The organism is Kitasatospora sp. NPDC006697, assembly GCF_042869935.1.
Classification (GTDB): Bacteria; Actinomycetota; Actinomycetes; order Streptomycetales; family Streptomycetaceae; genus Kitasatospora.
The window spans coordinates 13,707-37,901 of the sequence record NZ_JBIAGU010000004.1; the positions used below are offsets into that span (position 1 = coordinate 13,707).

At 73.5% G+C, this 24,195-nt stretch carries 18 protein-coding genes; all 18 read right to left on the bottom strand.

Annotated elements, in window-relative coordinates:
* Positions 1–244 precede the first annotated feature (244 nt).
* Positions 245–3,211 carry a putative bifunctional diguanylate cyclase/phosphodiesterase gene (locus tag ACFYNO_RS07185; RefSeq protein ID WP_388006637.1) on the bottom strand — a complete coding sequence of 989 codons (2,967 nt, stop codon included), beginning with the start codon at positions 3,209–3,211 and terminating at the stop codon, positions 245–247.
* 245 nt (positions 3,212–3,456) lie between these two features.
* Positions 3,457–6,522, bottom strand: coding sequence for an AAA family ATPase (locus ACFYNO_RS07190; protein WP_388007532.1), 3,066 nt, complete (start codon positions 6,520–6,522; stop codon positions 3,457–3,459).
* 209 nt (positions 6,523–6,731) lie between these two features.
* Positions 6,732–6,962, bottom strand: a complete 231-nt coding sequence (locus ACFYNO_RS07195; RefSeq protein WP_388006640.1) for a hypothetical protein — start codon at positions 6,960–6,962, stop codon at positions 6,732–6,734.
* A gap of 182 nt (positions 6,963–7,144) precedes the next feature.
* A complete protein-coding gene (gene gatB / locus ACFYNO_RS07200; RefSeq protein WP_388006643.1) occupies positions 7,145–8,650 on the bottom strand; it encodes an Asp-tRNA(Asn)/Glu-tRNA(Gln) amidotransferase subunit GatB in 1,506 nt (501 codons plus the stop codon).
* Positions 8,643–9,290, bottom strand: a complete 648-nt coding sequence (locus ACFYNO_RS07205; RefSeq protein ID WP_388006646.1) for a DUF4276 family protein — start codon at positions 9,288–9,290, stop codon at positions 8,643–8,645. Before ACFYNO_RS07205 ends, gatB begins: the two co-directional genes overlap by 8 nt.
* On the bottom strand, positions 9,290–10,639 hold the full coding sequence (locus ACFYNO_RS07210) for an AAA family ATPase (RefSeq protein WP_388006649.1): 1,350 nt from the start codon (positions 10,637–10,639) through the stop codon (positions 9,290–9,292). The genes ACFYNO_RS07205 and ACFYNO_RS07210 overlap by 1 nt, the downstream gene beginning before the upstream one ends.
* Positions 10,640–10,666: 27 nt before the next feature.
* Complete coding sequence (locus tag ACFYNO_RS07215; RefSeq protein WP_388006652.1) at positions 10,667–10,906, bottom strand: hypothetical protein; 240 nt, start codon at positions 10,904–10,906, stop codon at positions 10,667–10,669.
* On the bottom strand, positions 10,903–12,396 hold the full coding sequence (gatA, locus tag ACFYNO_RS07220) for an Asp-tRNA(Asn)/Glu-tRNA(Gln) amidotransferase subunit GatA (protein WP_388006655.1): 1,494 nt from the start codon (positions 12,394–12,396) through the stop codon (positions 10,903–10,905). Before gatA ends, ACFYNO_RS07215 begins: the two co-directional genes overlap by 4 nt.
* A 5-nt stretch (positions 12,397–12,401) precedes the next feature.
* Positions 12,402–12,698, bottom strand: a complete 297-nt coding sequence (gene gatC, locus ACFYNO_RS07225; RefSeq protein WP_388006658.1) for an Asp-tRNA(Asn)/Glu-tRNA(Gln) amidotransferase subunit GatC — start codon at positions 12,696–12,698, stop codon at positions 12,402–12,404.
* A gap of 112 nt (positions 12,699–12,810) precedes the next feature.
* Complete coding sequence (locus ACFYNO_RS07230) at positions 12,811–14,634, bottom strand: putative bifunctional diguanylate cyclase/phosphodiesterase (protein WP_388006661.1); 1,824 nt, start codon at positions 14,632–14,634, stop codon at positions 12,811–12,813.
* A 340-nt stretch (positions 14,635–14,974) separates the two neighbouring features.
* A complete protein-coding gene (gene ligA / locus ACFYNO_RS07235) occupies positions 14,975–17,266 on the bottom strand; it encodes an NAD-dependent DNA ligase LigA (RefSeq protein ID WP_388006664.1) in 2,292 nt (763 codons plus the stop codon).
* A 177-nt stretch (positions 17,267–17,443) separates the two neighbouring features.
* Positions 17,444–18,457 (bottom strand): methionine synthase, encoded by a 1,014-nt coding sequence (locus ACFYNO_RS07240; RefSeq protein WP_388006667.1) that lies wholly within the window; start codon positions 18,455–18,457, stop codon positions 17,444–17,446.
* A 28-nt stretch (positions 18,458–18,485) separates the two neighbouring features.
* Positions 18,486–19,358: a hypothetical protein gene (locus ACFYNO_RS07245; RefSeq protein WP_388006670.1), complete on the bottom strand. Its 873-nt coding sequence runs from the start codon at positions 19,356–19,358 to the stop codon at positions 18,486–18,488.
* 127 nt (positions 19,359–19,485) lie between these two features.
* Positions 19,486–20,346 carry a hypothetical protein gene (locus ACFYNO_RS07250; protein WP_388006673.1) on the bottom strand — a complete coding sequence of 287 codons (861 nt, stop codon included), beginning with the start codon at positions 20,344–20,346 and terminating at the stop codon, positions 19,486–19,488.
* Between the two features lie 124 nt (positions 20,347–20,470).
* Entirely contained in the window at positions 20,471–21,160 is a 690-nt protein-coding gene (locus ACFYNO_RS07255) for an SDR family oxidoreductase (protein ID WP_388006675.1), read from the bottom strand.
* 9 nt (positions 21,161–21,169) lie between these two features.
* A complete protein-coding gene (locus ACFYNO_RS07260) occupies positions 21,170–21,721 on the bottom strand; it encodes a TIGR00730 family Rossman fold protein (RefSeq protein WP_388006678.1) in 552 nt (183 codons plus the stop codon).
* Between the two features lie 36 nt (positions 21,722–21,757).
* Complete coding sequence (mnmA, locus tag ACFYNO_RS07265) at positions 21,758–22,906, bottom strand: tRNA 2-thiouridine(34) synthase MnmA (RefSeq protein WP_388006681.1); 1,149 nt, start codon at positions 22,904–22,906, stop codon at positions 21,758–21,760.
* A 43-nt stretch (positions 22,907–22,949) separates the two neighbouring features.
* Positions 22,950–24,119: a cysteine desulfurase family protein gene (locus ACFYNO_RS07270; RefSeq protein ID WP_388006684.1), complete on the bottom strand. Its 1,170-nt coding sequence runs from the start codon at positions 24,117–24,119 to the stop codon at positions 22,950–22,952.
* Positions 24,120–24,195 lie beyond the last annotated feature (76 nt).

The window sequence follows — 24,195 nt, forward strand, 5'->3', positions numbered from 1 at the left end:
TCCGCTTCATCCCATTTTCGGGCGGAACGAGCGTGCGGGACAACGGTGTTTCATGCGGTGCTTGATGAGGTGCTGCCATCGGTGTGACTGCAACAAAAAACCCCTCGTGCCCAAAGGCATGCGAGGGGTGGCGCGTCGGTCCCTGAGGTGGAGGGCAGCTCTGGCCCGCTCAGCCGACGCGCCCGCCAAGTACGAGAATTCGGGTGCGCATGGCACCGACCTTCCTCCTGCCACGCAGCTGGTGTCAAGCAGGTGGGACGGCCGTCTCACCATGCGGACCCAGGATGGACGGCCGGCCCGCTGGCCTGCGGTCGGCCGCCAGATAGGCGTGCCGGGCCGAGACCGAACCCAGCGGGCGCGGCAGCGGATAGAGCCGCCGGGCCAGCGCCCGGCGCAGCCGGAACTCGTCCAGCGGCTGGGCGAAGGCCAGCCCCTGCCCGTTGCGGCAGCCCAGCTCCTGAAGCACCGTCACCTGGCGCGGCTGGTCCACCCCCTCGGCGGCGGTGACCAGGCCGAGCTCCCGGCCCAGCCGCAGCGCGTGCCCGGCCAGGGCCCGCCCGCGCGGCGAGTCCACCACCTCCTGCACCAGGGTACGGTCCAGCTTCAGCCCGTCGAACGGCAGTTGCACCAGTGCGCCCAGCGAGCCGCCGCCGGCCCCGAAGCCGGCCAGCGCCGTGCCCACCCCGAGCCGGCGCAGCGCGGCCAGTCGGCGGCCCAGCTCGTCGGCCGTGCTGTCCGGCCCCATTCTGGCCAGCTCGATCACCAGTCGACCGGGAGGCAAGCCGGTCTCGCGCAGGGCTCCGGCGATGGTCTCGTACACCCCGGGGGCGCAGAGTCGCTCGGCGGTCAGCCGGACCGAGACCGGTACGGCGGCCGAACCGGGCCGGCCGCAGCCGCGCGCGTCGGCCCCGCGCACCGCCGCCTGGGCCACCGCGTGCTCCAGCAGCCAGCGGGCGAACCTGGTCGCCGCGTCGCCCTGCTCGGCGCCGCGCAGGAACTCGGCCGGGGTCAGCAGCAGCCCCTGGGCCGAGCGCCAGCGGGCCACCGCCTCCAGCCCGGTCACCGCGCCGGTGCGCAGGTCCACCACGGGCTGGTGCAGCAGCGCGAAGCCGCCCTCCCGGACCGCCGAGCGCAGCCGGTCGTCCACCTCCCGGCGGCGGTCCAGGTCGGCCCGCATGCCGGGGGTGTAGAGCACCACCCGGCCCTTGCCCTGCGACTTGGCCCGGTACATCGCCAGGTCGGCGTCGCGCATCAGCTCGTCGGCCAGCGCGCCGACCTCGCCGGGCTGGGCGTCCGGCTCGGCCGGGCGCGGGCCGAAGGCGATCCCGATGCTGGCCGCCACGCCCAGCTCGGCGCCGCCGATCCAGTACGGCTCGGAGAGCGCGTGGCGCAGCCGCTCGGCCAGCTCCTGCACCCGCAGCCGGCCCAGCCTGCCGCTGACCAGCACCGCGAACTCGTCGCCGCCGAACCGTGCCACGGTGTCGCCGGAGCGCACGGTGGCCTGCAGCCGGCGGGCGGCCTGCACCAGCAGCTGGTCGCCGACCTGGTGGCCCGCGCTGTCGTTGACCGCCTTGAAGCCGTCCAGGTCGAGGAAGAGCACGGCCACCGCGGCGCCGTCCTGGTACGGGTGTTCGCGCGGGCCGTCGGGGTCCCGGCCGCCCAGCGCGGCGCGCAGCCGCTCGGTGAACAGGGCCCGGTTGGGCAGGTCGGTGAGCGGGTCGTGGAAGGCGTTGTGCTGCAGCTGGGCCTGCAGCCGGACCCGCTCGGTGACGTCGCGGCTGTTCAGGATCAGCCCGTCCCGGTAGCGGTTGACGGTGGACTCGACGTGCAGCCACTCGCCGCCGCCGGCCCGGATCCGGCACTCCACCCGGGCGCTGGGCTCCAGCCGGCCGAGCACGGCGGCGGCCGGCAGGTGGCCGGGCCGGCGGGCCAGCAGCTGGCTGCGGGCGAGGAACCGGTGCACCTCTCGGACCACCCGGTCGATGTCCTGCGGGTGCACCAGGTCGAGCAGCCGGCCGCCGACCAGCTCCTCCGGGTCGCGGCTGTAGACGCCGAGCGCGGCGGGCGAGACGTAGGAGAGCACGCCGTCCGCCCCGGTGATCATGATGACGTCGCTGGAGCCCTGGACCAGGGACCGGAAGTGCGCCTCCTTCTGCGCCAGCTCCTGGGCCAGCGACAGGTTGTCGAGCAGCATGATGCCCTGGCGGACGATCAGCGCCAGACCCACGGTGCAGGCGACCACGATCACCACGCGGTCCATCGGTCGGCCTCCGAGGGCGTTGTAGAGGATGCCGGCGGTGCAGACCGAGGCGGCGGCGTACGGGGTCAGGGCGCTGAAGGTGGAGGCCACCCGGCGGCGCGGGGTGCCGGCCGCGGAGGGGTGCTCGCGGCTCGGCCGCCCGCGCCGCCAGCGCGAGGACCAGGGCGCGTAGGCGAGCAGCATGCTGCCGGTGAACCAGCCGGCGTCCAGGATCTCCCCGGAGTGGTAGGTGTCCCGCAGCGCGGGCGAGGTGAAGAGCGCGTCGCAGACCACGGTGACCGCCAGGCCCAGCATCGCGGTGTGCACGGGGGCCCGGTTGCCGTCCCGGCAGCGGAACCGCAGGCCGACCACCAGCGAGACCATCAGGATGTCCAGCACCGGGTAGGCCAGGCCCAGGGCGAGCCGCAGCGGGTTGTCCACCTCGCCCTCGGCGGCCCGGCCCAGCGCCAGGCTCCAGCTGAGCGTGAAGAGCGAGCCGGCCACCATCCAGCCGTCCAGCAGCAGGCAGAGCCAGCCGGCCGCGCCGCGCGGGCGCTGGGCCAGCGCCAGCAGGCCGAGCACGGCCAGCGGGGCGAACGGCAGGAAGGCGTAGTCGGCCACCGAGTCCTGCGGCAGGTCGGTGCGGAGCACCACCTCGTACCAGCCCCAGGTGCCGTTGCCGATCGCCAGGGTGGCCGAGGAGAGGCCGAAGAGCAGCCAGGCGCCGCGGGTCTGGCCCGGCACGGCGCAGCCGTGCGCCAGGCAGGAGAGCGCGGCCGCCAGCGCCGCCCCGGCCAGCCCGAAGTCGCCCATGAAGAGGGCCAGCGAGCGCGAGCCCCAGCCGAAGCCGGCGCCGGTCCCGTAGGAGAGGCAGAGCACGCCGAGCAGCAGGGCGAGGCGGCGGCCGACCAGCAGGGGCGGGCGGGTGGCGATCACCGGCTGTACCGGTCCGCCGTCGGACCTGGGGCTCACCCCGCACCTCCCCCCGGAACGCCCCCACCCGCGCGGGGAGCTGACGCAGTGACCTGTCGGACGATCAGGAGCCGCGGTCCCAGCCGGGACCCTACACCACTTCGGTCACTCAATGAGACATGCACTCAACTTAGAGTAATGGTCCGAGAGTAGGGATATGCACCCGCTTCCACCAGATCGGCCCGGTTGGCCGTAGCGCACACGCGGGAGCACGCGCGCCGGGGCGCGTGCGTCGGTGCGCCCGGCTACGCGCCCGCAACGCCTGCCCGCACCGGTGCCACGGGCGGGAAGAGGCGCAGCCGGTGGGCCAGCGCGGCGGCCTCCCCGCGACCGGAAACCTCCAGCTTGGCGAGGATGTTCGAGACGTGCACGCTGGCCGTCTTGGGCGAGATGAAGAGCTCCTGGGCGATCTGCCGATTGGTCCGTCCCTCGGTCAGCAGCCGCAGGACATCGGTCTCCCGGGGCGTGAGGTGGAAGGCGGCCGGGCCTTCGGGCTCACTCCGGTCGGCGCGCGCCCCGTCGAGCGCCCCCTGAAGCGGCTGGAGCCGGGCCCGGCCCGCGCCGATCCGCTCCAGCAGCCGGACCGCCTCGGCGGCCAGCCAGTCGTCGCCCAGCCGCTCGGCGGCCGCCAGCGCCTCGCGCAGCAGCCCGGCCGCCGCCTCCCGCTCGCCGGCCGCCGCGGCCGCGCCGCCCGCGCCGAGCAGCGCCAGCACCAGCGGGTACGGCAGGTCCAGCGAGCGCAGCGGCTCCACCGCGGCGGCCCAGAGCGCGGGGGTGTCGACGCCCTCGGCCCGGGCCAGCTCGGCCTCGGCCAGCCTGGTCCAGCCCAGCTGCAGCGGGTTGGCCGGCGGCCGCTGGCCGGCCAGCCGCTCGGCGATCCGGGCCAGCACGGCGGGGCGCTCCCGGTCGGCGGCGGGCAGCCCGCGGGAGTCCGCCTCCACCCCGGCGGCCCGGGCCAGCAGCGGCAGCAGGCTGCTGTCGAAGGGCGCCGTCTCGCCCTCCAGGGCCGCGAGCAGCGCGGCCCTGGCGCGCAGCGGCCGGCCGGTGCGGCCGGCCAGGTCCACCTCCAGCCGGGCGGAGGGCAGGGCGTGCTGCGGCTGGTCCCGCTCCCCGCTGGTGCGGGCCAGCTCCAGGTACTTCTCGGCGCCCGCCAGGTCGCCGAGCCGCAGCGCGAGTTCGCCGCGCAGCCGGTGCAGGAAGGGGTCGTAGGCCTCGGAGCACCGGTCGCTCTCCCAGCTCGCCAGCACCTCGGCGGCCTCCGGCGCGCGCCCGAGCAGCAGCAGGCACTCGGCCAGGTTCCCCGCCAGGATCGCGCCGGTGTTGCGCAGCAGCCCGAGGGCGCCGGCGGCCGCCAGCCCCTCCCGGGCCAGCTCGGCCGCCTCGGCCACCCGGCCCAGCACCGCCAGCATGCTGGCCAGGTTGTTCAGGCCCCGGGTGACCAGGTCCGGCACGCCCAGCTCGCGGGCGCCCGCGATGGCGGCGGTCAGCTCGGCGGTGCCGCGCTCCGGGTCGCCGAAGTCGGTGTAGAGCGAGCCCAGGGTCATCCGGGCGTGCAGCTCGACGCTGGTCGCGCCGACCTGCCGGGCGATCTCCACGGCCCGCTCGGCGTTGGCCAGGTCGGCCGCGGTGGGGTGGTAGAGCATCGCCTGGCCGGCGGCCAGCGCCAGCACGTCGGCCTGGACGGCGGAGGCCGGGCGGCCCTCGACCAGGCGCAGCGCGTGGCCCAGCTCCTCGGTGTGGCCGCGCCGGTTGAGGTGGCCGAGCATCTTGGCCCGGTTCATCCGGAACCAGGCGGCGCGCAGCGGGTTCTCGGCCTCGTCGGTCAGCTTGAGGGCGCGCTTGGCCAGCGAGAGGCCGCGCTCCCGGTCGCCGGCCCGGCGGGCCGCCACCACGGCCTCGGCCAGCACGTCGACCAGCCGCAGCCGGTCGCAGGACTCGTCGCAGCTGCCCGGCTCGCAGCAGCAGGGCGGGTAGGTCTCGGCCCAGTCGTGCGGGCGCAGGGTGCGCTCCAGCACCTCCTCGGCGACCTCGTCCCAGAGCTCGATGGCCCGCTCCAGCAGGCTCAGCTGCTCGGCGAAGGCGTTGCGCCGGCGGGCGGCCCGGGCCGCCTCCAGCGCGGTGGGCAGGGCGCGGGCGGGATCGTGCGCGTGGTACCAGTAGTTGGCCAGCCGGGCCGGGCGCTGGTCGCCGTGCACCAGGGCCGGGTCGGCCTCCAGGGCGGCGGCGAACCGGCGGTTGATCCGGGTGCGCTCGCCGGGCAGCAGGTCGTCGGAGACCGCCTCGCGGACCAGCGCGTGCCGGAACCGGTAGCCCTCGCCGTCCTTGTCCGGCTGCAGGATGTTGGCGCCGACGGCGGTGCGCAGCGCGTCCAGCAGCTCGTCCTCGGAGTCGTCCAGCACCGCGGCGAGCAGCTGGTGCTCGATCCGGGAGCCGCCCTCGGCGGCGATCCTGACGACCCGTTGGGCCGGCTCGGGCAGCGCCTCCACCCGGACCAGCAGGATGTCCCGCAGCGAGTCGCTGAGGCCGACGAAGCAGCCGTCGGTGAAGGAGTGGGCCAGCTCCTCGACGAAGAACGGGTTGCCCTCGGAGCGGCGCAGGATGCGGTCCACCAGCAGGCCGTCGGGCGCTTCGGTGCCCATGATGCCGGCCAGCTGGGCGGCCACCTCGCCGCGGCCGAACCGGTCCAGCTCCAGCCGCTGCACGGTCCGCTGGCGCTCCAGCTCGGCCAGGAACGGGCGCAGCGGGTGGCGGCGGTGCAGGTCGTCGGTGCGGTAGGTGGCGACCACCAGCACCCGGGCGTGCCGCAGGGTGGCGATCAGGAAGCCGAGCAGTTCGCGGGTGGAGCGGTCGGACCAGTGCAGGTCCTCGATCGCCAGCACCAGCGGGCCGTCGGCGCTCAGCCGCTCGAAGAGCCGGGCCAGGTGCTCGAACAGCCGGGCCCGGCCGTACTCGTCGTTGGGCTCCGGGTCGGTCTCGCCGAACTCCGGCACCACCCGGGCCAGCTGACCCTGCATGCCCTCGGCGGCCCGGGCCAGCTGGGCGCCGCGGGAGCGGTGCAGCCGGCGCAGCGCGGTGGCCAGCGGGGCGTAGGGCAGGCCCTCGGCGCCGACCTCGAGGCAGTGGCCGAGCACGGTGGTGATGCCCTCCCGGTCCACCCGGCAGAGGAACTCCTCCAGCAGCCGGGTCTTGCCGACCCCGGCCTCGCCGCCGACCAGCAGCGCCTGCGGCTGGCCCTCGCCGACCCTGCGCAGTGCCGCGTCCAGCGCGGCCAGCTCGCTACCGCGACCGACGAAGACCGGACTGACCGACATCTGCTCCACGGCGCCGAGCATGCCACAGACCACCGACCGGGCCCCAGGCATTATCCCGACATCCGGAACAGCGGCCTCCGACGACGCGTCAGCAGCCCCCGGAACGCCGGAGGGGAGGGCGCCGGCGGCGACCCTCCCCTGCTTCCCTGCTCCGGTCCCCGGCTCCGCCGCTCCCCTCGCGGCGGCGGTGCCGGCACCGGCCGGTCCGATCAGCATTCGCCGACCGCGGTGGCGCGGTCGCCGGCCGCCTGGGCCACGCCCGCGCCGTGCGCCTGGCGGGCGGTGCGGCGCAGACCGGCGGTGAGGCGGCCGAGCCGGCTGCCCCGGTCGGCGGTGCGGGCGGCCCGGCTGGCCCGGCGGGCCTCGTCGGCCAGCCGCTCGTGGGCGGCGGCGGCCTGCAGCTCGGCGCTGCGGTGGCGGTAGATCTCGTACTCGATCACGGTGTTCCCCTGTGTCCGTCTCCGTTTGCGATACCTAGAGACTCCTCTCCCAGGGGGGTGCGGCACATCGGAAGCTTGCCCGATCTTGGCGGCCCCGGGGTCCTTAGACGGGCCCGGAAAACGCCTGCGGCCACCCCTAAGGAGGGGTGGCCGCAGTGGGTCGAGGGTGCTTATGCGGGTGCTTAGGCGCCCAGCCTCTCGAGGATGAGGTCCTTGACCCGCGCCGCGTCCGCCTGGCCGCGGGTCGCCTTCATCACCGCGCCGACCAGCGCGCCGACCGCCTGCACCTTGCCGCCGCGGATCTTCTCCGCCACGTCCGGGTTGTCGGCGATGACCTGGTCCACGGCCGCGCCCAGCGCCGAGTCGTCGGAGACCACGGCCAGCCCGCGGGCGGCCACCACCTCGTCCGGCTCGCCCTCGCCGGCCAGCACGCCCTCGATCACCTGGCGGGCCAGCTTGTCGTTCAGCTTGCCCTCGGCGACCAGCGCGCAGACCCGGGCCACCTGGGCCGGGGTGATCGGCTGCTCCGCCAGCTCGGTGCCGGTCTCGTTGGCCCGGCGGGCCAGCTCGCCCAGCCACCACTTGCGGGCCTGGTCGGCCGGCGCGCCGGCCGCGATGGTCTCCAGGATCGGCTCCACCGCGCCGGCGTTGAGCACCGACTGCATGTCCTTGTCGGACAGGCCCCACTCGGCCTGCAGCCGGGCCCGGCGGACCCGGGGCGGCTCGGGCAGCTCGGCCCGCAGCTGCTCGACCCACTCGCGGGCCGGCGCCACCGGCACCAGGTCGGGCTCCGGGAAGTAGCGGTAGTCCTCGGCGTTGTCCTTGATCCGGCCGGCCGTGGTGGAGCCGTCCTCCTCGTGGAAGTGCCGGGTCTCCTGCACGATGGTCTGGCCGCGGCCGAGCACGGTGGCGTGCCGCTGGATCTCGAAGCGGGCGGCCCGCTCCACGCTGCGCAGCGAGTTGACGTTCTTGGTCTCCGAGCGGGTGCCGAAGGTCTCGGTGCCGTTCGGGCGCAGCGACAGGTTGACGTCGCAGCGCATCTGGCCCTTGTCCATCCGGGCCTCGGAGACGCCGAGGGCGCGGATCAGCTCGCGCAGCTCGGCGACGTAGGCGCGGGCGACCTCGGGGGCCCGCTCGCCGGCGCCCTCGATCGGCTTGGTGACGATCTCGATCAGCGGGATGCCGGCCCGGTTGTAGTCCAGCAGCGAGTGGGTCGCGCCGTGGATCCGGCCGGTGGCCCCGCCGACGTGGCTGGACTTGCCGGTGTCCTCCTCCATGTGGGCGCGCTCGATCTCCACCCGGAAGGTCGAGCCGTCCTCCAGCTGCACGTCGAGGTAGCCGTTGAAGGCGATCGGCTCGTCGTACTGCGAGGTCTGGAAGTTCTTCGGCATGTCCGGGTAGAAGTAGTTCTTCCGGGCGAACCGGCACCACTCGGCGATCTCGCAGTTGAGCGCCAGCCCGATCCGGATCGCCGACTCCACGCCGACCGCGTTGACCACCGGCAGCGAGCCGGGCAGTCCCAGGCAGGTCGGGCAGACCTGGCTGTTCGGCTCGGCGCCCAGCTCGGTCGAGCAGCCGCAGAACATCTTGGTCTTGGTGCCCAGCTCGACGTGGACCTCCAGGCCCATCACCGGGTCGTACGACGCGAGAGCGTCCTCGTAGGAGACGAGAGTCACGGTGTCACCCATATCGGTATCCGAGTCCTTCCAAGACCTTGATCATGTCCTTCCACCACTGGTCGAAGGAGGGTACTTCCCGGAGCCTTCCGATGGAGACGTGCTCCGCGAAGGCGGTGAAATAGCTTTGCGTGTCCGTCCCGGTCTTCGCCCTGCGCGAGCGTCGCTGCGGCCGTTGGGCCGCTTCGACGGCCCGTCGCAGTGGCACCTTGGGATCGGTGACGTGTTCCGCCTCCCGGGCCCGCGGCGGCAGACCGGCGTCGGTGACGTACCGTTCGCCGCCGAGGACGAAGGCTACCGCCGCGGGGTCGGCGATGATCCATGCCTCCGTCTCCCGCAGCGGCACGACCGGGACCAGCGGCTCTCCGCGGGCCCGATCCCACTCCCGGCGGAGTTCGCCCAGCGTGCGCTCGCACTGCTGCTCCGGGGCGCCGTCGTGGTGGTAGAGCAGCAGGTCGAACCGGTCGCGGGCGGCCGCGTCGAGGACGGTGTCCGTCCGCTGGTGGTCGGCCCACAGGGGGCGGACCTCCACCTGGACGTCGGTCTCGAACTCGGCCGCGCACAGGTCCCGGACGGCCCGGCTCATCAGGCCCGGCAGGAACGCCCGATCGCTGGCTCCCTCGCACACCAGGGCGCAATCCAGGTAACGCATCAGGCAGCCACACCGCGGCCGGTCCGGAACGCGTCGAGCTCGGCCTGACGGACCACGCGGCCGTGGTCCTCGGGCCGGGTCGGCTCGTCCGGGTTCTGCACCCGGCGGGCCCGGGTGACCCGGCTGGCGATCCCGTCCCTTACCTCGGTCACCGTGTCGAGGAAGACGATGTCCTCGGGCGGAACGACGTCGAGGACGAGCGGAGAGTGGCTGGTGATGATGACCTGCCGCAGCGGATCGTCGGGCTCGTCGAGCGCGGGGGCCGAGGCCGCGTCGCGCATCATCTGCAGGAGGTCGAGGAGGCGCTCGGGGTAGAGGCCGTTCTCGGGTTCCTCGACGATGAGCGGGCCGGACTCCGGCTCGCGCAGGGATCCGAGGATCGCCAGCGCCCGCAGGGTGCCGTCCGAGGCGAGTTCAGCGGGGAACGGCGGCTCGTCCCGGGCCGTCAGCTCGATCCACAGCTTGTGCCGCCGGTCGTCCTCAACGACCTCGAACCCCGTGATGCCCTTGACCAGCCGCCCCAGGTCCGCCCGGACGGCGGCCAGCACCCAGGGGCCGGTGCGGAGGGCATCGTCGTCCTCACCCAGCATGTGGAGGAAGCCGGGCAGGCCGAAGCCGTCGCTCTCCAACACGCCGTCACCACCGGTGTCCGACTCCATCCGCAGCGCCCGCTCGTGGAGTTGCAGCACCTTAGCCATGAGCACGGAGTAGAACGGCTGGTGCCTGACCAGGCCGTCGGCCGGCAGCGAGCGCGGAGACGGTCCGGTCCGCTGGATCCCGCCCTCTGATTCCGCGATTCCCAGGGCGGCCATCGCGTTCTCGGTCGGCGAGAGTTCCCGAGCGGTCGGGGCGGGCGCCGGGGCCGCGCTCTTCTCGCGGAGCGCGAAGGCCGAACGCCAGGTCGGCGTAGCGCCGACGAGGTCGAACCAGGTGTCCCGCTCCGGGTCGATCGGCTGCAGCCGCTCATCGACGATCTGCACCCGCTTGGCGCCGCGTTCGAGCGCCACTTCGTACCGCCAGCGGGAAGCCAGCCCGCTGGGCAGGGTCTCCCCCAGCCCGGCGCCGCCCTCCCGGGGATCCAGGAGGACCTCCACCGCGAGCCGCATGGTGCGGACCACGGTGCCGTCACCGAGCTGACGGAACATGTGCTTCAGGCCGCCGCGCGCGGCAGCGGCGGCGTGCAGCGGGCTGTTCTCCGACCGCTGCACCAGACCCCGAAGAAACGCCAGGGCGTCCAACAGGTTGGACTTCCCCCCGGCGTTCGTCCCGATGACAGCGGTGAAGGGGCGCAGGTCCACAGCGAACCGATCGAACGACTTGAAGCCGTCGATCTCAATGCGCGTGATCATCTACCTGCACCCCTTCTCCTCCCGCTCTCAGTCCGCGAGGACGTCCTCGCTGCCCAGCCGGCGCAGTTCGCGCACCAGCAGGGCGGTGCCGGTGGCCAGGGCCAGGCCGGCGACCAGGGCGTTGGCCAGCAGCAGGGTGTCGTTCTCGGTGCGGGCCTTCTTGACGTCCTTGACGATGCTCAGGACGCCGAAAGCGCTGGTTCCGATGGACAGCAGCAGGCCGGGCTTGCTGTGCTTCCAGCCCTTGGCCTTCGCGACGGTGCTCACAGTGCCGGTGCCTCCTCCAGCAGGGGGTGCCCCCACTTGTCGTTGAGTGCGGCCTCGACGGCGCCGCCCACCCGGTACAGGCGGTCGTCCGCCATCGCGGGTGCGATGATCTGCAGGCCGACCGGAAGATTGTCCTCCGGCGCGAGCCCGACCGGCAGCGACATGGCCGCGTTGCCCGCAAGGTTGGACGGGATGGTGCACAGGTCGGCCAGGTACATCGCCATCGGGTCGTCGGCGCGCTCGCCGATCGGGAAGGCGGTGGTCGGGGTGGTCGGCGAGACCAGCACGTCGACCCCGGCGAAGGCCGCGTCGAAGTCCCGGGAGATCAGCGTGCGGACCTTCTGGGCCGAGCCGTAGTAGGCGTCGTAGTAGCCCGAGGAGAGGGCGTAGGTGCCCAGGATGATCCGGCGCTTGACCTCGGGGCCGAAGCCGGCCTCGCGGGTCAGCGCGGTGACCTCCTCGGCCGAGCGGTTGCCGTTGTCGCCGACCCGCAGGCCGTAGCGCATGGCGTCGAACCGGGCCAGGTTGGAGGAGGCCTCGCTGGGCGCGATCAGGTAGTAGGCGGGCAGCGCCAGGGTGAAGGACGGGCAGGAGACCTCGACCACCTCGGCGCCGAGCTCGCGCAGCAGCTCCACGGACTCCTGGAACCGCTGCATCACGCCGGCCTGGTAGCCCTCGCCGGCGAACTCCTTGACCACGCCGATCCGCATGCCGCGCACGTCGAGCCGCCTGGCGGCCTCGACCACGGCCGGCACCGGGGCGTCGATCGAGGTGGAGTCCAGCGGGTCGTGGCCGGCGATCGCCTCGTGCAGCAGCGCCGCGTCCAGCACGGTGCGGGCGCACGGGCCGCCCTGGTCGAGCGAGGAGGAGAAGGCGACCAGGCCGTAGCGGGAGACCGAGCCGTAGGTGGGCTTCACGCCGACCGTGCCGGTGACGGCGCCGGGCTGGCGGATCGAGCCGCCGGTGTCGGTGCCGATCGCCAGCGGGGCCTGGTAGGCGGCCAGCGCGGCCGCCGAGCCGCCGCCGGAGCCGCCGGGGATCCGGGACAGGTCCCAGGGGTTGCCGGTCGGGCCGTAGGCGGAGTTCTCGGTGGAGGAGCCCATCGCGAACTCGTCCATGTTGGTCTTGCCGAGGATCACCACGCCCGCGTCCTTCAGACGGGACGTCAGGGTCGCGTCGTAGGGCGGGATCCAGCCCTCGAGGATCTTCGAGCCGCAGGTGGTGGGGACGCCCTTGGTGGTGAAGACGTCCTTGAGCGCCAGCGGGACGCCGGCCAGCGGGCCGAGCTCCTCGCCGGCGGCGCGCTTGGCGTCCACGGCGCGGGCGGCGGCCAGCGCGCCCTCGGTGTCCACGTGCAGGAAGGCGTTGACCTTCTCGTCCACCGCGGCGATCCGGTCCAGGTGGGCCTGGGCCACCTCGACGGCGCTGACCTCGCCGGCCTTGATCGCTTCGGCGGTCCTGGCCGCCGTGTACTTGATCAGCTCGGTCATGCTGGTCAGTCCTCCCCGAGGATCTGCGGGACCCGGAAACGCTGCTCCTCGACCGCGGGGGCGGCGGCCAGCGCCTGCTCCGGGGTGAGCGAGGGCCGCACCTCGTCCGCGCGCATGACGTTGGTCAGCGGCAGCGGGTGGGAGGTCAGCGGGACGTCCTGTCCGGCGACCTCGGAAACGCGGGCGACCGCGCCGATGATCACGTCCAGCTGCTCGGCGAAGTGGTCCAGCTCCTCCGCCTGCAGTTCCAGACGCGACAGCCGGGCGAGGTGGGCGACCTCCTCGCGCGTGATCCCAGGCATGCAGCGATCCTCAGGGTGAGTTCGGGCGAGGACGGCGGCTTCGCGGCGCACCGCGGCTGCCTGTCCTCCTGTCTTTACCGACCATCCTAGGGGGCACAGCGCGTGACCGTTGTTACTGAGGGGTCGTCGGGGCCTCGGCGGGGGGTGCGAGCGGCTGCCGGGGCAGCACCGGGCGGGCGAGTTCGGCCTGTCCGGTCCAGCGCTGCAGGCCGGGCAGCCGCTCGGCGGGCGGCGGGCCGGTGCGGTGCACCTGGAGCCAGGCGGTGGCCTGGTCGGCCGGGAGCGCGGCGGAGACCAGCCAGCCCTGCACGGCGTCCACGCCCAGGCTGTGCAGCCGCTCCCAGGTCTCGTCGTCCTCCACCCCCTCGGCGACCACGGTGAGGCCGAGCGAGTGCGCGAGCTCCACCGAGCAGCGCACCACGGCGGCGTCGTGGTGGTCGGCCACCATCCGGGAGACGAAGGAGCGGTCGATCTTCAGCTCGCCGACCGGCAGGCTGCGCAGCCGGACCAGCGAGGAGTGACCGGTGCCGAAGTCGTCCAGCGACATCCCGACGCCGTGGCCGCGCAGCTCGGCCAGGGTGTCCGCGGCCAGCCGGGAGTCGTCCAGCAGCAGCCGCTCGGTGATCTCCAGCTGCAGCGCGTGGGCGGGAACCTGATGGCGCCTCAGGTGGCCGGCCACCCGCTGGGCGAAGCCGGGGTTGAGCACGTCGCGCGGCGAGACGTTGACCGCCACCTGCACCTGGAGGCCCTGCGAGCGCCAGGTGGCCAGCTGGCCGATCGCGGCCTCCAGCACGTAGTCGGTGAGCCGGGGCATCAGGCCGCTGGACTCCGCCAGGCCGACGAACTCGTCCGGCGAGACCCGCCCGCGGCCCGGCCGCTCCCAGCGCAGCAGCGCCTCCAGGCCGACCACCCGGCCGTCGAAGGCCACCTTGGGCTGGTAGTGCAGCTGCACCTCGCCGGTCTCCAGGGCCCGGCGCAGGTCGCCGAGCAGGCCGATCCGGTAGGGCGTGTCGACGTCCTGGGACTTGTCGTACTGCTCCACGCCGGTCCGGGTGCGCTGGGCGTGGGCCATCGCCACGTCGGCGCGGCGGAGCAACGATTCTGCGTCGTCGGCGTGCATCGGGTAGACGCAGACGCCGGCGGTGGCCTCCAGCACCAGCAGCAGGCCGTCCAGCCGGATCGGCGCGGCGAGTTCGGCGATCAGCGCCTTGGCCAGCCGCTGCAGCAGGTCGGGCCGGCCGACGCCGGGCAGCAGCACGGCGAACTCGTCGCCGCCCATCCGGGCGACCACGGCCCGGCGGCCGTTCTCGGCCAGCGGCTCCAGGCCGGCCAGCAGCTGGCCGGTCTCCCGGCGGCGCTCGGCGGCGAGCGTCGGGGTGAGCTCGGGGATGTTGGTCCGGCTGCCCGGGCAGGTGCCGCCGGAGCCGAGCTGGAGCCCGCGGCACTCGGTGGGCAGCAGCGGGAGGTCGGCGACCACGACGGTCTGCGGCACGTCCACGGGCCCGCCGCGCAGCACCCGCTGCAGCCGGCGGCCGATGTGCACCAGCAGGCGGTCGCCGGCGGCGTGACCGAGCGTGTCGTTGAGTGAGCGGAAGCGGTCGAGGTCGAGCAGGATCAGGCCGACCGAGTAGCCGGGCTGCCCGTCGTGCTCGACGATGGCCTCCTGGGCCGCCAGCACCAGCGCCTGCCGGTTCGGCAGCCCGGTGAGCGGATCGGTGAGCTGGTCGCGCGCCCGGTCCCGGGCGATCCGCCAGGCGGCGAAGAGCACCGCCAGGGGAACGGCGAACAGTGGCAGCAGTTCGGGCTCGTGCCGGCTGACCAGCACGGCCAGCGGGATGAGCGGTGCGGCTCCGGCGAGCAGCACGCCGAGCAGCAGGACGGCGCCCGCCACCCCCTGCGGCGGGCGCGTCGGCGCACCGCCGGTCGAACGTTCCATACGCCTGTCCTCCGTCAGGCCCGCCCCCGCCAGGCCGCCTCGCGGCTGGATCCGACCCGAAGAGCGGTCGGCCTGGCCACTCCTGATCGAGTGCCGGTCGGTCTCAGCCCGGAAGCGCCCCTGTCGGCGCCGGCCATCTGCTCGCCCCACTGGCCGGTGCCCCCGCTCCTGCTGACACTCTGTTGCGCTCCAGGGTAAGTCCGCCCTCATGGGGAGGGCGGACTTTCGGTCATCCAGGAGCTCGCCAGCACGGATCCGGCGCCGCACAGTGACACGATGCCCCCTTTACGCGCCCAGCACCCGGGTGACGGGGCATCAGCACGATAACAAGAGGGAATCGTCAGTCCTGGTCAGCCCCCTCGGTGGCGGTCGGCCCGGCCTCCTCCTCGCCGGCGGGCAGACCCAGGTGCGCGCGGGCCGCCGCCGGACCGGCCGAGAGAAGCACCTCGAAGCCCGCGTCGTCCAGGACGGGCAGCCCGAGTTGCACGGCCTTGTCGTACTTCGACCCGGGGTTGTCACCAACCACCACGAAGTCGGTCTTCTTCGAAACCGATCCGGTCACCTTCGCTCCCCGGACCACCAGTGCCTCCTTGGCACCGTCCCGGGTGTGGCCGGCCAGCGTGCCGGTGACCACCACCGTCAGCCCGTCCAGCGGGCGCTCGGCCTCCTCGGCGGGCGCCTCCTCGGTGAACTTCACGCCCGCCTCGCGCCACTTGCGCAGGATCTCGCAGTGCCACTCCTCCTGGTACCACTCCTGGATCGAGCGGGCGATCTTCGGACCGACCCCCTCGACCGCCGCCAGCCGCTCCTCGTCGGCCGCGAAGACGGCGTCCAGGTCGCGGAACTCCCTGGCCAGCGCCTGTGCGGCGACCGGGCCGACGTGACGGATCGACAGCCCGTTGAGGTAGCGCCACAGCTCGCGCTCCTTGGCACCGGCCAGGCTCTCCAGCAGCACCGTGGCGGTCTTCTTGGGCTCGCCGCTCAGGTTGGCGAAGAAGGAGACCTCCTTCTCCTCCCCGGTCGCGTCGTCCAGCTTGGGCATGCCGGTCTTCTGGTCGCGGACCAGCACCCGGATCGGCAGCAGCTGCTCCACGGTAAGACCGAAGATGTCCCCCTCGTTCTTGACGGGAGCGTCAGCAGGCTCCAGCGGCTGGGTCAGCGCGGTGGCGGCCACGTAGCCCAGGCCGTCCACGTCCAGCGAGGAGCGGCCGCCCAGGTAGGCGATCCGCTCGCGGATCTGGGCGGGGCAGTGCTCGGCGTTCGGGCAGCGCAGATCGATGTCGCCCTCCGACATCGGGCGCAGCTCGCTGCCGCACTCGTGGCACTCGGTGGGCATCACGAACTCCCGCTCGGTGCCGTCCCGCAGGTCCTCCACCGGACCGAGGATCTCCGGGATCACGTCACCGGCCTTGCGCAGCACCACGGTGTCGCCGAGCAGCACGCCCTTGGCCTTCACCACCTGCTGGTTGTGCAGGGTGGCGTACTGCACCATCGAGCCGGCCACCTTCACCGGCTCGGCCAGCACCGCGTACGGGGTGGCCCGGCCGGTCCGCCCGATGCCCACCTTGATCGAGGCCAGCTTGGCGGTGACCTCCTCCGGCGGGTACTTCCAGGCGATCGCCCAGCGCGGCGACTTGGAGGTGGCACCGAGCCGGCCCTGGAGGGCGATCTCGTCCACCTTGACGACCACGCCGTCGATCTCGTGCTCGACCGAGTGCCGCTGCTCGCCGTACTGCTTGATGAACGCCCGCACCTCGTCCAGGGTGCCGACCACCCGGTTGTGCTTGGCGGTCGGCAGGCCCCAGTCGCGCAGCAGCTGGTAGGCGTGCGACTGGCAGTCGATCTCGAAGCCCTCCCGGGCGCCGATGCCGTGCACCACCATGTGCAGCGGGCGCGAGGCGGTCACCAGCGGGTCCTTCATCCGCAGCGAACCGGCGGCCGCGTTTCGCGGGTTGGCGAACAGCTTGAGCAGCGCCTGGGGCCGCTTGCCCTCCCTGGCCCGCTCCTCGTTCTCCGCCTTGCGGCGCTCGTTCTCGGCCGCGAGGGAGGCGTTCAGCTCGGCGAACGCCTCGGTGGGCAGGTAGACCTCGCCGCGGATCTCGACCAGGGCGGGGATGTGCTCGCCCTGGAGGCGGTGCGGGATGTCCTTGATGGTGCGGACGTTGGCGGTGATGTCCTCGCCGACCCGGCCGGTGCCGCGGGTGGCGGCCAGTACCAGCTCGCCGTGCTCGTAGGTGAGGTTGACGGCCAGTCCGTCCACCTTCAGCTCGCAGAGGTAGTGGTACTCGACGCCGGCCAGCTCCTTGGCCACCCGGTCGGCCCAGGCGGCCAGCTCCTCGTCGTCCATCGCGTTGTCCAGGCTGAGCAGCCGCTCCCGGTGCTCGACCTTGACGAACCCCTCCGCCGTGCCGCCGCCCACCTTCTGCGTCGGCGAGTCGGGCGTCACCAGCGCCGGGTGCTCGGCCTCCAGCGCCTCCAGCTCCCGCATCAGCGCGTCGAACTCGGCATCGCTGACGATCGGCGCATCCTGCTCGTAGTAGCGCGCCCGGTGCTCCTCCACCTCGGCCGCCAACTCCCCGTGCCGCCTGCGCGCCTGCGCCGGGACGTCCTCCCAGCCCTCGACCGCCGCCACCCTGTGCCTCCCTGTGTACTACTCCGGGTGGCGAGCCCCGCGCCACGACGTCCTGAGGGGGACGACACTACCGGGCAGGTGGGACAGGGCCTTGGATTGGGCGCGGTGGGCGGCGGTGCTGGCCGGGGGTCACGGAGCGTGCGGGGACGGGCCGTCACCGGGCTGCCCTTCAACGGCCTACTCCGGGTTGTCCACCAGACTCTGCGCCCCCTTCGCGCTGCCCACCAGCGCCGCCCGCGCGTACGCCGGGCTCGCGCCCGCCAAGCCGCACGTCGGGGTCACCAGCACCCGGCTGCCCAGCAGCTCCGGGCCGAGCCCCAGCCGCCGCCACAGCGTCCGCACTCCCCCGACCACCCCCGCCGGGTCGAACGCCTTCTCCGGGTCGACCGACGGCACGACACCCGCCAGCAGCGCGGTGCCCGCCTCCACGGCCTCGCCGATCACCTCGTCCTCGCGCTCCGTCAGCAGGCCGAAGTCCAGCGACACTCCCGCCACCCCCGCCCGCCGCAGCAACGGAATCGGCACGCCGGGCGCACAGCAGTGCACGATCACCGGCAGGTCCAGCGACCGCACCAGCTCCCGCAGCGCCTCCTCCGCGACCTGCCGGTCCACCGACCGCAGCCGCTGGAACCCGCTCGCCGTCTTCACCGACCCGGACAGCACCGCCGGCAGCGACGGCTCGTCAAGCTGCAGCACGACCTCCGCGCCCGGCACCCGCTTGCGCACCTCGGCCACGTGCCGGCGCAGACCCTCCGCCAGCGAGCCCGCGATGTCGCGGCAGGCACCGGCATCGGCCAGCGCCTTCTCCCCGTGCTTCAGCTCTACGCTCGCCGCCAGCGTCCAGGGCCCGACGGCCTGCACCTTCAGCGCACCCGTGTGCCCCTGGGTGAACTCCTCCAGCGCGTCCAGGTCCTCGCCCAGCCACGAGTGCGCCCGCCGGGTGTCCCGCCCCGGGCGGTCGGCGAACCGCCAGCCGCTGGGCTGCACCTCCGCGAACAGCTCGGCCAGCATCCCCGCCGACCGGCCGATCATGTCGGCTCCCGGCCCACGGGCCGGGAGTTCGGGCAGGAACGGCAGCTGCTCCAGCGCGCCGACCGAGGTGCGGGCGGCCTCCCGGGCGTCGGTTCCGGGCATCGAACCGACGCCCGTGGCGGCACCGTTCAGCTGGGGGAAGGGGTACTCACTGGTCACGTCCGGCAGCCTACGGGAGCGAGGAGGGTCAGACGGAGTCGACCTTCTTCTGGACCTGCGCATAGTCGATCACCCGGTCGGCGGGCGGGGCCTGGATGTTCAGGGGCTTGTTGTAGTCCTTGAAGTCGACCTGTCCTCCCTTGGCACCCGGCTGCTGCAGCCGCAGGGGGTATGGCTGGCCCTGGGTGGCGAGGTAGATGGTGCCGCCGGCCGTGCCGTCGGCCTGGGTGACGTTCATGGCGATCGCGCTCTGGCCGTTCACGGTGGTGACGGCGCCCTTGGTGGCGCTGCCACCCGAGCTGTCGTCCTTCTTGGTCAGCGCCTTCACCATGTCGCACATGGCGGCGAGGCTCTTCAGGTTCGGGTCGTTGTCGGCGCCGGTCAGGTACTTGTCCTTGTACAGCTCCGCGAGCGCCGAGCCGGAGGACGCGTGGCCCTTCTGCGTGGCGATGGTGTGCCAGAAGACGGAGTCGGGCTTGAGCCAGGTGCTGTTGCCGATGTGGACCACCTCGAAGCTGCCCATCTGGGCGACCGAGAAGTTCCCGTCGCAGTCGTCCTTCGCCGACAGGATGTCGAGCGTCATCTTCCCGTCATCGGTGTTGAAAGTCCCGGCGAGGTGCATCGAAGTGACCGAGCTCAGCGCCGTCTGCATCGCGTTGCCGATCTGATCGGCCGTCATGTTGGCGTAGTCGATCCCGGTCGGGCTGGGCGAGGCCGACGGGCTCGCGGCCGCCGCCGGCGCGGCGGAGACCGGAGCAGCGGAAGCGGCGGCGGACACGGTGGAGGCGGACGGCGCGGCGGCGGCTTGGCCAGTGTGCGACTTCGCCCCTCCGCACGCGGTGGCTCCGGCGAACAGGGCTGCGCAGAGCACGGAGGCGGGGAGGAGCCGGCTGGCGAACATGGCGCTCCTTCAACTCAACAAGTAAGCAATGAGGATGAGGTGATCAGTATGCACATCGCCGCCACGCCCTCGAAACGGAATATCCCCCGGCGGAAGACCGCCGGGGGACCGCCTGCCCGACGGGTCGTCAGACCGACTGCACCTTCTTCTCGAACTGCGTGTAGTCGACCACCTGGTCGGCCGGCGGGGCCTGCACCGTCACCGGCTTGTTGAACTCGCTGAAGTCCATCTGGCCCGGCTCGGACCCGGTGCTGGACATCCGGATCAGGTAGGGCTGGCCCTTGGTGGCGATGGACAGCTGGGTCGGCTCGCCGCTGTCGTCCTTCGCCGAGATGCCGATCACGCTCTGGCCGTCGACGGTGCTGGTGGCGCCCTTGACGACGTCCGTCTCCTTGGACTGGTCGTCCGCGATGCCCGAGACGATGTCGCACATGCCGGCCACCTCCTGCATGGAGGCGTCGTCCTGCCCGCCGGTCAGGTACTTGTCCTTGAAGAACTGGGCGATCGCCGGGCCTGCGCTGGCCTTGCCCTTCTCGGCGGAGATGTTCTCCCAGAAGGCGGTGTCCGGCTTCATCCAGGTGCCCTGGGCGTTGTGGATGACCTGCACCGTGCCGGTCGCGCCGACGGTGACGGTGCCGGTGCAGTTCTTGTCCTTGTCGCCCACCAGGTCGAGGACGATCTTCTGCCCGCCGGTGGTCACGTTGCCCGCCACCCGCATCGAGGTCAGCGAGGCCATCGCGGCGTGCGCCTTCGCCAGGATCTGCTCGCCCGTCAGCCCGCTGATGTCCGCGTCGGCCGCACTGGCCGAGGCGGAGGCCGGAGCGGAGGCGGCGGCAGAAGCGGACGCCGGGGCCGAGGACGGCGCCGTGGCGGCCTTGCTGCTGCCTGCGGAGGAAGAGGAGGAGGAGCCCTTGGAGCCGCAAGCGGTGGCACCGACGGCGAGAGCCGCACAGAGCACGGCGGAGGTGAGGAGCCGGTTCGAGAGCATCGTGATCCTTGAGCTGGGCGAGGGAGGCCATCGGGCATTAGCCAGATAAAACCATCAGTATGCACAGCCTTGACCGGGCCACTGACAGTGGCCCGGTCAGGAGAGCCCGCTCAGCGGAGCCCGCTCAGCGCCCCGGTCGCACCGTCAGCTCGGTCAGCGCCGCGTCCCGCGGCAGGTCCACCGCCGTCAGCACCGCCGTGGCCACCGACTCCGGCGCGATCCAGCGGGCCGGGTCGTACTCCTGGCCCTCCTGCTGGTGCACCTTCTGCTGCATCGGCGTGGCCGTCCGCCCCGGGTAGACGGTGGTGACCCGCACCCCGTGCTCCAGCTCCTCCCCGCGCAGCGCGTCGGCCAGTGCCCGCAGCCCGAACTTGCTGGCCGCGTAGGAGCCCCAGTCCGCGTCGGCGCGCAGTCCGGCGCCGGAGTTGACGAAGACCACGGTGCCCCGGGAGAGCCGCAGCTGCGGCAGCAGCAGGCGGGTCAGCTCGGCGGGGGCGACCAGGTTGACGGCCAGGGTGTCGTTCCAGACCTTGACCGGGGTGTCCGCGATCCGGCCCAGCTCGACCACGCCGGCGATGTGCAGCAGCGAGTCCAGCCGCTCGGGCAGGGCCTGGTGGCCGAGGGCCCAGGAGAGCTTGGCCGGGTCGGCCAGGTCGCCGACCAGGGTCCGGGCGCCGGCGTACCGCCCGCGCAGTTCGGCGGCCCGGGCGGCGTCGCGGGCGAGCAGCCAGACCTCGTCGCCGCGGTCGAGCAGGCGCTGGGCGACCACGGCCCCGATGCCGGAGCCGGCGCCGGTGAGCAGATGGATGGACATGACGGCCTCTCAGATCTCGACGGCGGCGGACGCGGCGGAGGCGGCGAGCAGGGCGAAGACCTCGGCGGGAGCGTCGGCGAAGGCGACCAGCTCGGCCAGCGGCAGCGGCAGGAAGCCCTCGGCGTCCATCCGCTCCAGCTGGGTGCGCAGCCCACCGTAGAAGCCCGCGCTGTCCAGCAGGACGATCGGCTTGCCGTGCAGGCCGTGCTTCTTGAGCTCCAGCACCTCGGTCACCTCGTCCAGCGTGCCGAGCCCGCCCGCCAGCACCACCACGGCGTCGGCGCGGGCCAGCAGCTCGGCCTTGCGGGTCGGCAGGTCCGGGGTCATCACCAACTCGTCGGCGCCCTGGTAGCCCTTGTGCGCCAGCATCTCGACCAGCACGCCGACCAGCCGGCCGCCGGCCGCCCTGACCTCGTCGGCGAGCAGGCCCATCAGGCCGGCGTCGGAGCCGCCCCAGACCAGGGTGTGCCCGCCGGCGCCGAGCTGTCGGGCGAAGTCCGCGGCGGGGGCGGAGTAGCGGTCGTCGAGGGAGTACGCGGAGCAGAAGACGGTGATGTTCATGATGGTCACTGGTCTACCACGACCGGTGTCCGACGATCACACGGTTTCCGCGCCCACCGGACGCCGCTCGGTGGCGGAGATGGTGGCCGAGCCGACCACCCGGGTGCCGTCGTAGAGCACCACGGCCTGCCCGGGCGCGATGCCGCGCACCGGCCGGTCCAGCCGGACCAGCAGCTCCTCGCCCACCGGCTCGGCGGTCACCGGCACCTCCTCGCCGTGCGCCCGCAGCTGCGCGGTGTACCGGCCGGCGCCCACCGGGGCCGGGCCGCACCAGCGCGGCCGGATCGCGGTGAGCCCCAGCACGTCCAGGCCCTCGGCCGGGCCGACCGTGACGGTGTTGGTCACCGGCGAGATGTCCAGCACGTAGCGCGGCTTGCCGTCGGCGGCCGGGCGGCCGATCCGCAGGCCCTTGCGCTGGCCGATGGTGAAACCGTAGGCGCCGTCGTGCTCGCCGAGCTTGGTGCCGTCGGCGTCCACGATGTCGCCGGTCGCGGTGCCGAGGTGGCCGGCCAGGAAGGCCTGGGTGTCGCCGTCGGCGATGAAGCAGATGTCGTGGCTGTCCGGCTTCTTGGCCACCGCCAGCCCGCGCCGCTCGGCCTCCTCGCGGATCAGCTCCTTGGTGGTGTCGCCGAGCGGGAAGAGCGAGTGGGCCAGCTGCTCGGCGTCCAGCACGCCGAGCACGTAGGACTGGTCCTTGGCCTGGTCCGCCGCCCGGTGCAGCTCCCGGCCGCCGCCGGGCAGTTCGACCACCCGCGCGTAGTGGCCGGTGCAGACCGCGTCGAAGCCGAGCGCCAGCGCCTTGTCGAGCAGCGCGGCGAACTTGATCTTCTCGTTGCAGCGCAGGCAGGGGTTGGGGGTCCGGCCGGCCGCGTACTCGGCGACGAAGTCGTCGATCACGTCCTCGCGGAACCGCTCGGCCAGGTCCCAGACGTAGAACGGGATGCCGATCACGTCGGCGGCCCGGCGGGCGTCCCGGGAGTCCTCCAGGGTGCAGCAGCCGCGGGCGCCGGTGCGGAAGGACTGCGGGTTGGAGGAGAGCGCCAGGTGCACCCCGGTCACCTCGTGGCCGGCTTCCGCCGCGCGGGCGGCGGCGACGGCGGAGTCGACCCCGCCGGACATCGCGGCGAGCACGCGCAGGCGGGGACCGGTGGAGGGGCCGCTGGGGGCACCTGGGAAGTCAGTCATAGTGACTCCAGCGTACGCAATCCCCGGAATGCCCCTGGCGGAGCTACCGCTGGCCGGCGCTGCGGGCCCGCTCGACCACCGGCCCGATCGCCTCCACCAGGGCCGTCACGTCCGCCTCCGTCGAGCTGTGCCCGAGCGAGAAGCGCAGCGAGGACCGCGCCATCCGTGGCTCCGCCCCCAGCGCCAGCAGCACGTGGCTGGGCTGCGGCACCCCGGCCGAGCAGGCCGAGCCGGTGGAGACCTCCAGACCGGCCGCGTCCAGCAGCATCAGCAGCGCGTCGCCCTCGCAGCCGGGGAAGGAGAAGTGCGCGTTGGCGGGCAGCCGCCCGGCCGGCGCCGGATCGCCGTTCAGCACCGCGTCCGGCACCGCCGCGCGCACCCCGGCCACCAGCCGGTCGCGCAGCGCCCCGACCGCCGCCGCGTGCTCCGCCCGCCGCTCCACGGCGAGCGCGGCGGCGGCCGCGAAGCCGGCCGCGGCGGGCACGTCCAGGGTGCCGGAGCGCACGTCGCGCTCCTGGCCGCCGCCGTGCAGCAGCGGCACCGGCGCGGCCGAGCGGGCCAGCAGCAGCGCGCCGATCCCGTACGGGCCGCCGACCTTGTGGCTGGTGACGGTCAGCGCGGCCAGCCCCGAGTCGGCGAAGGAGACCGGCACCTGGCCCAGCGCCTGCACCGCGTCGGCGTGCATCGGGATGCCGAACTCACCGGCGATCGCCGAGAGTTCGGCGATCGGCTGGAGGGTGCCGACTTCGTTGTTGGCCCACATCACGGTGATCAGCGCGACCGAGCCGGGATCGCTCTCGACGGCCGCCCGCAGCGCCTCGGGGTGCACCCGCCCGTGGCCGTCCACCGGCAGGTACTCGACCCGGGCGCCCTCGTGCTCGGCCAGCCACTCCACCGCGTCCAGCACCGCGTGGTGCTCGACCGGGCTGCAGAGCACCCGGGTGCGGGCGGGGTCGGCGTCCCGGCGGGCCCAGTAGAGGCCCTTGACGGCGAGGTTGTCCGATTCGGTGCCGCCGCCGGTGAGCACGATCTCGCTGGGCCGGGCGCCGAGCGCGGCGGCCAGCGATTCGCGGGACTCCTCGACCACCCGGCGGGCCCGGCGGCCGGCCGCGTGCAGCGAGGAGGCGTTGCCGGTGACACCGAGGTGCGCCGTCATGGCGGCGATCGCCTCGGGGAGCATCGGGGTGGTGGCCGCATGGTCGAGGTATGGCATGGCTGCACCAGTGTAGGGCCGCACCGGCCGCAGCACGCCTGGCCGGTGCGGCACAGGTCACGGTTCGGCCATTGCA

Coding starts and splice junctions, on each gene's coding strand:
- ACFYNO_RS07205 (WP_388006646.1), bottom strand. CDS start 9,290: ATGCGTTACCTGGATTGCGCCCTGGTGTGCGAGGGAGCCAGCGATCGG.
- ACFYNO_RS07245 (WP_388006670.1), bottom strand. CDS start 19,358: ATGTTCGCCAGCCGGCTCCTCCCCGCCTCCGTGCTCTGCGCAGCCCTG.
- ACFYNO_RS07190 (WP_388007532.1), bottom strand. CDS start 6,522: ATGTCGGTCAGTCCGGTCTTCGTCGGTCGCGGTAGCGAGCTGGCCGCG.
- gatA (WP_388006655.1), bottom strand. CDS start 12,396: ATGACCGAGCTGATCAAGTACACGGCGGCCAGGACCGCCGAAGCGATC.
- ACFYNO_RS07230 (WP_388006661.1), bottom strand. CDS start 14,634: ATGGAACGTTCGACCGGCGGTGCGCCGACGCGCCCGCCGCAGGGGGTG.
- ACFYNO_RS07250 (WP_388006673.1), bottom strand. CDS start 20,346: ATGCTCTCGAACCGGCTCCTCACCTCCGCCGTGCTCTGTGCGGCTCTC.
- gatB (WP_388006643.1), bottom strand. CDS start 8,650: ATGGGTGACACCGTGACTCTCGTCTCCTACGAGGACGCTCTCGCGTCG.
- ACFYNO_RS07260 (WP_388006678.1), bottom strand. CDS start 21,721: ATGAACATCACCGTCTTCTGCTCCGCGTACTCCCTCGACGACCGCTAC.
- ACFYNO_RS07255 (WP_388006675.1), bottom strand. CDS start 21,160: ATGTCCATCCATCTGCTCACCGGCGCCGGCTCCGGCATCGGGGCCGTG.
- gatC (WP_388006658.1), bottom strand. CDS start 12,698: ATGCCTGGGATCACGCGCGAGGAGGTCGCCCACCTCGCCCGGCTGTCG.
- ACFYNO_RS07270 (WP_388006684.1), bottom strand. CDS start 24,119: ATGCCATACCTCGACCATGCGGCCACCACCCCGATGCTCCCCGAGGCG.
- ACFYNO_RS07210 (WP_388006649.1), bottom strand. CDS start 10,639: ATGATCACGCGCATTGAGATCGACGGCTTCAAGTCGTTCGATCGGTTC.
- mnmA (WP_388006681.1), bottom strand. CDS start 22,906: ATGACTGACTTCCCAGGTGCCCCCAGCGGCCCCTCCACCGGTCCCCGC.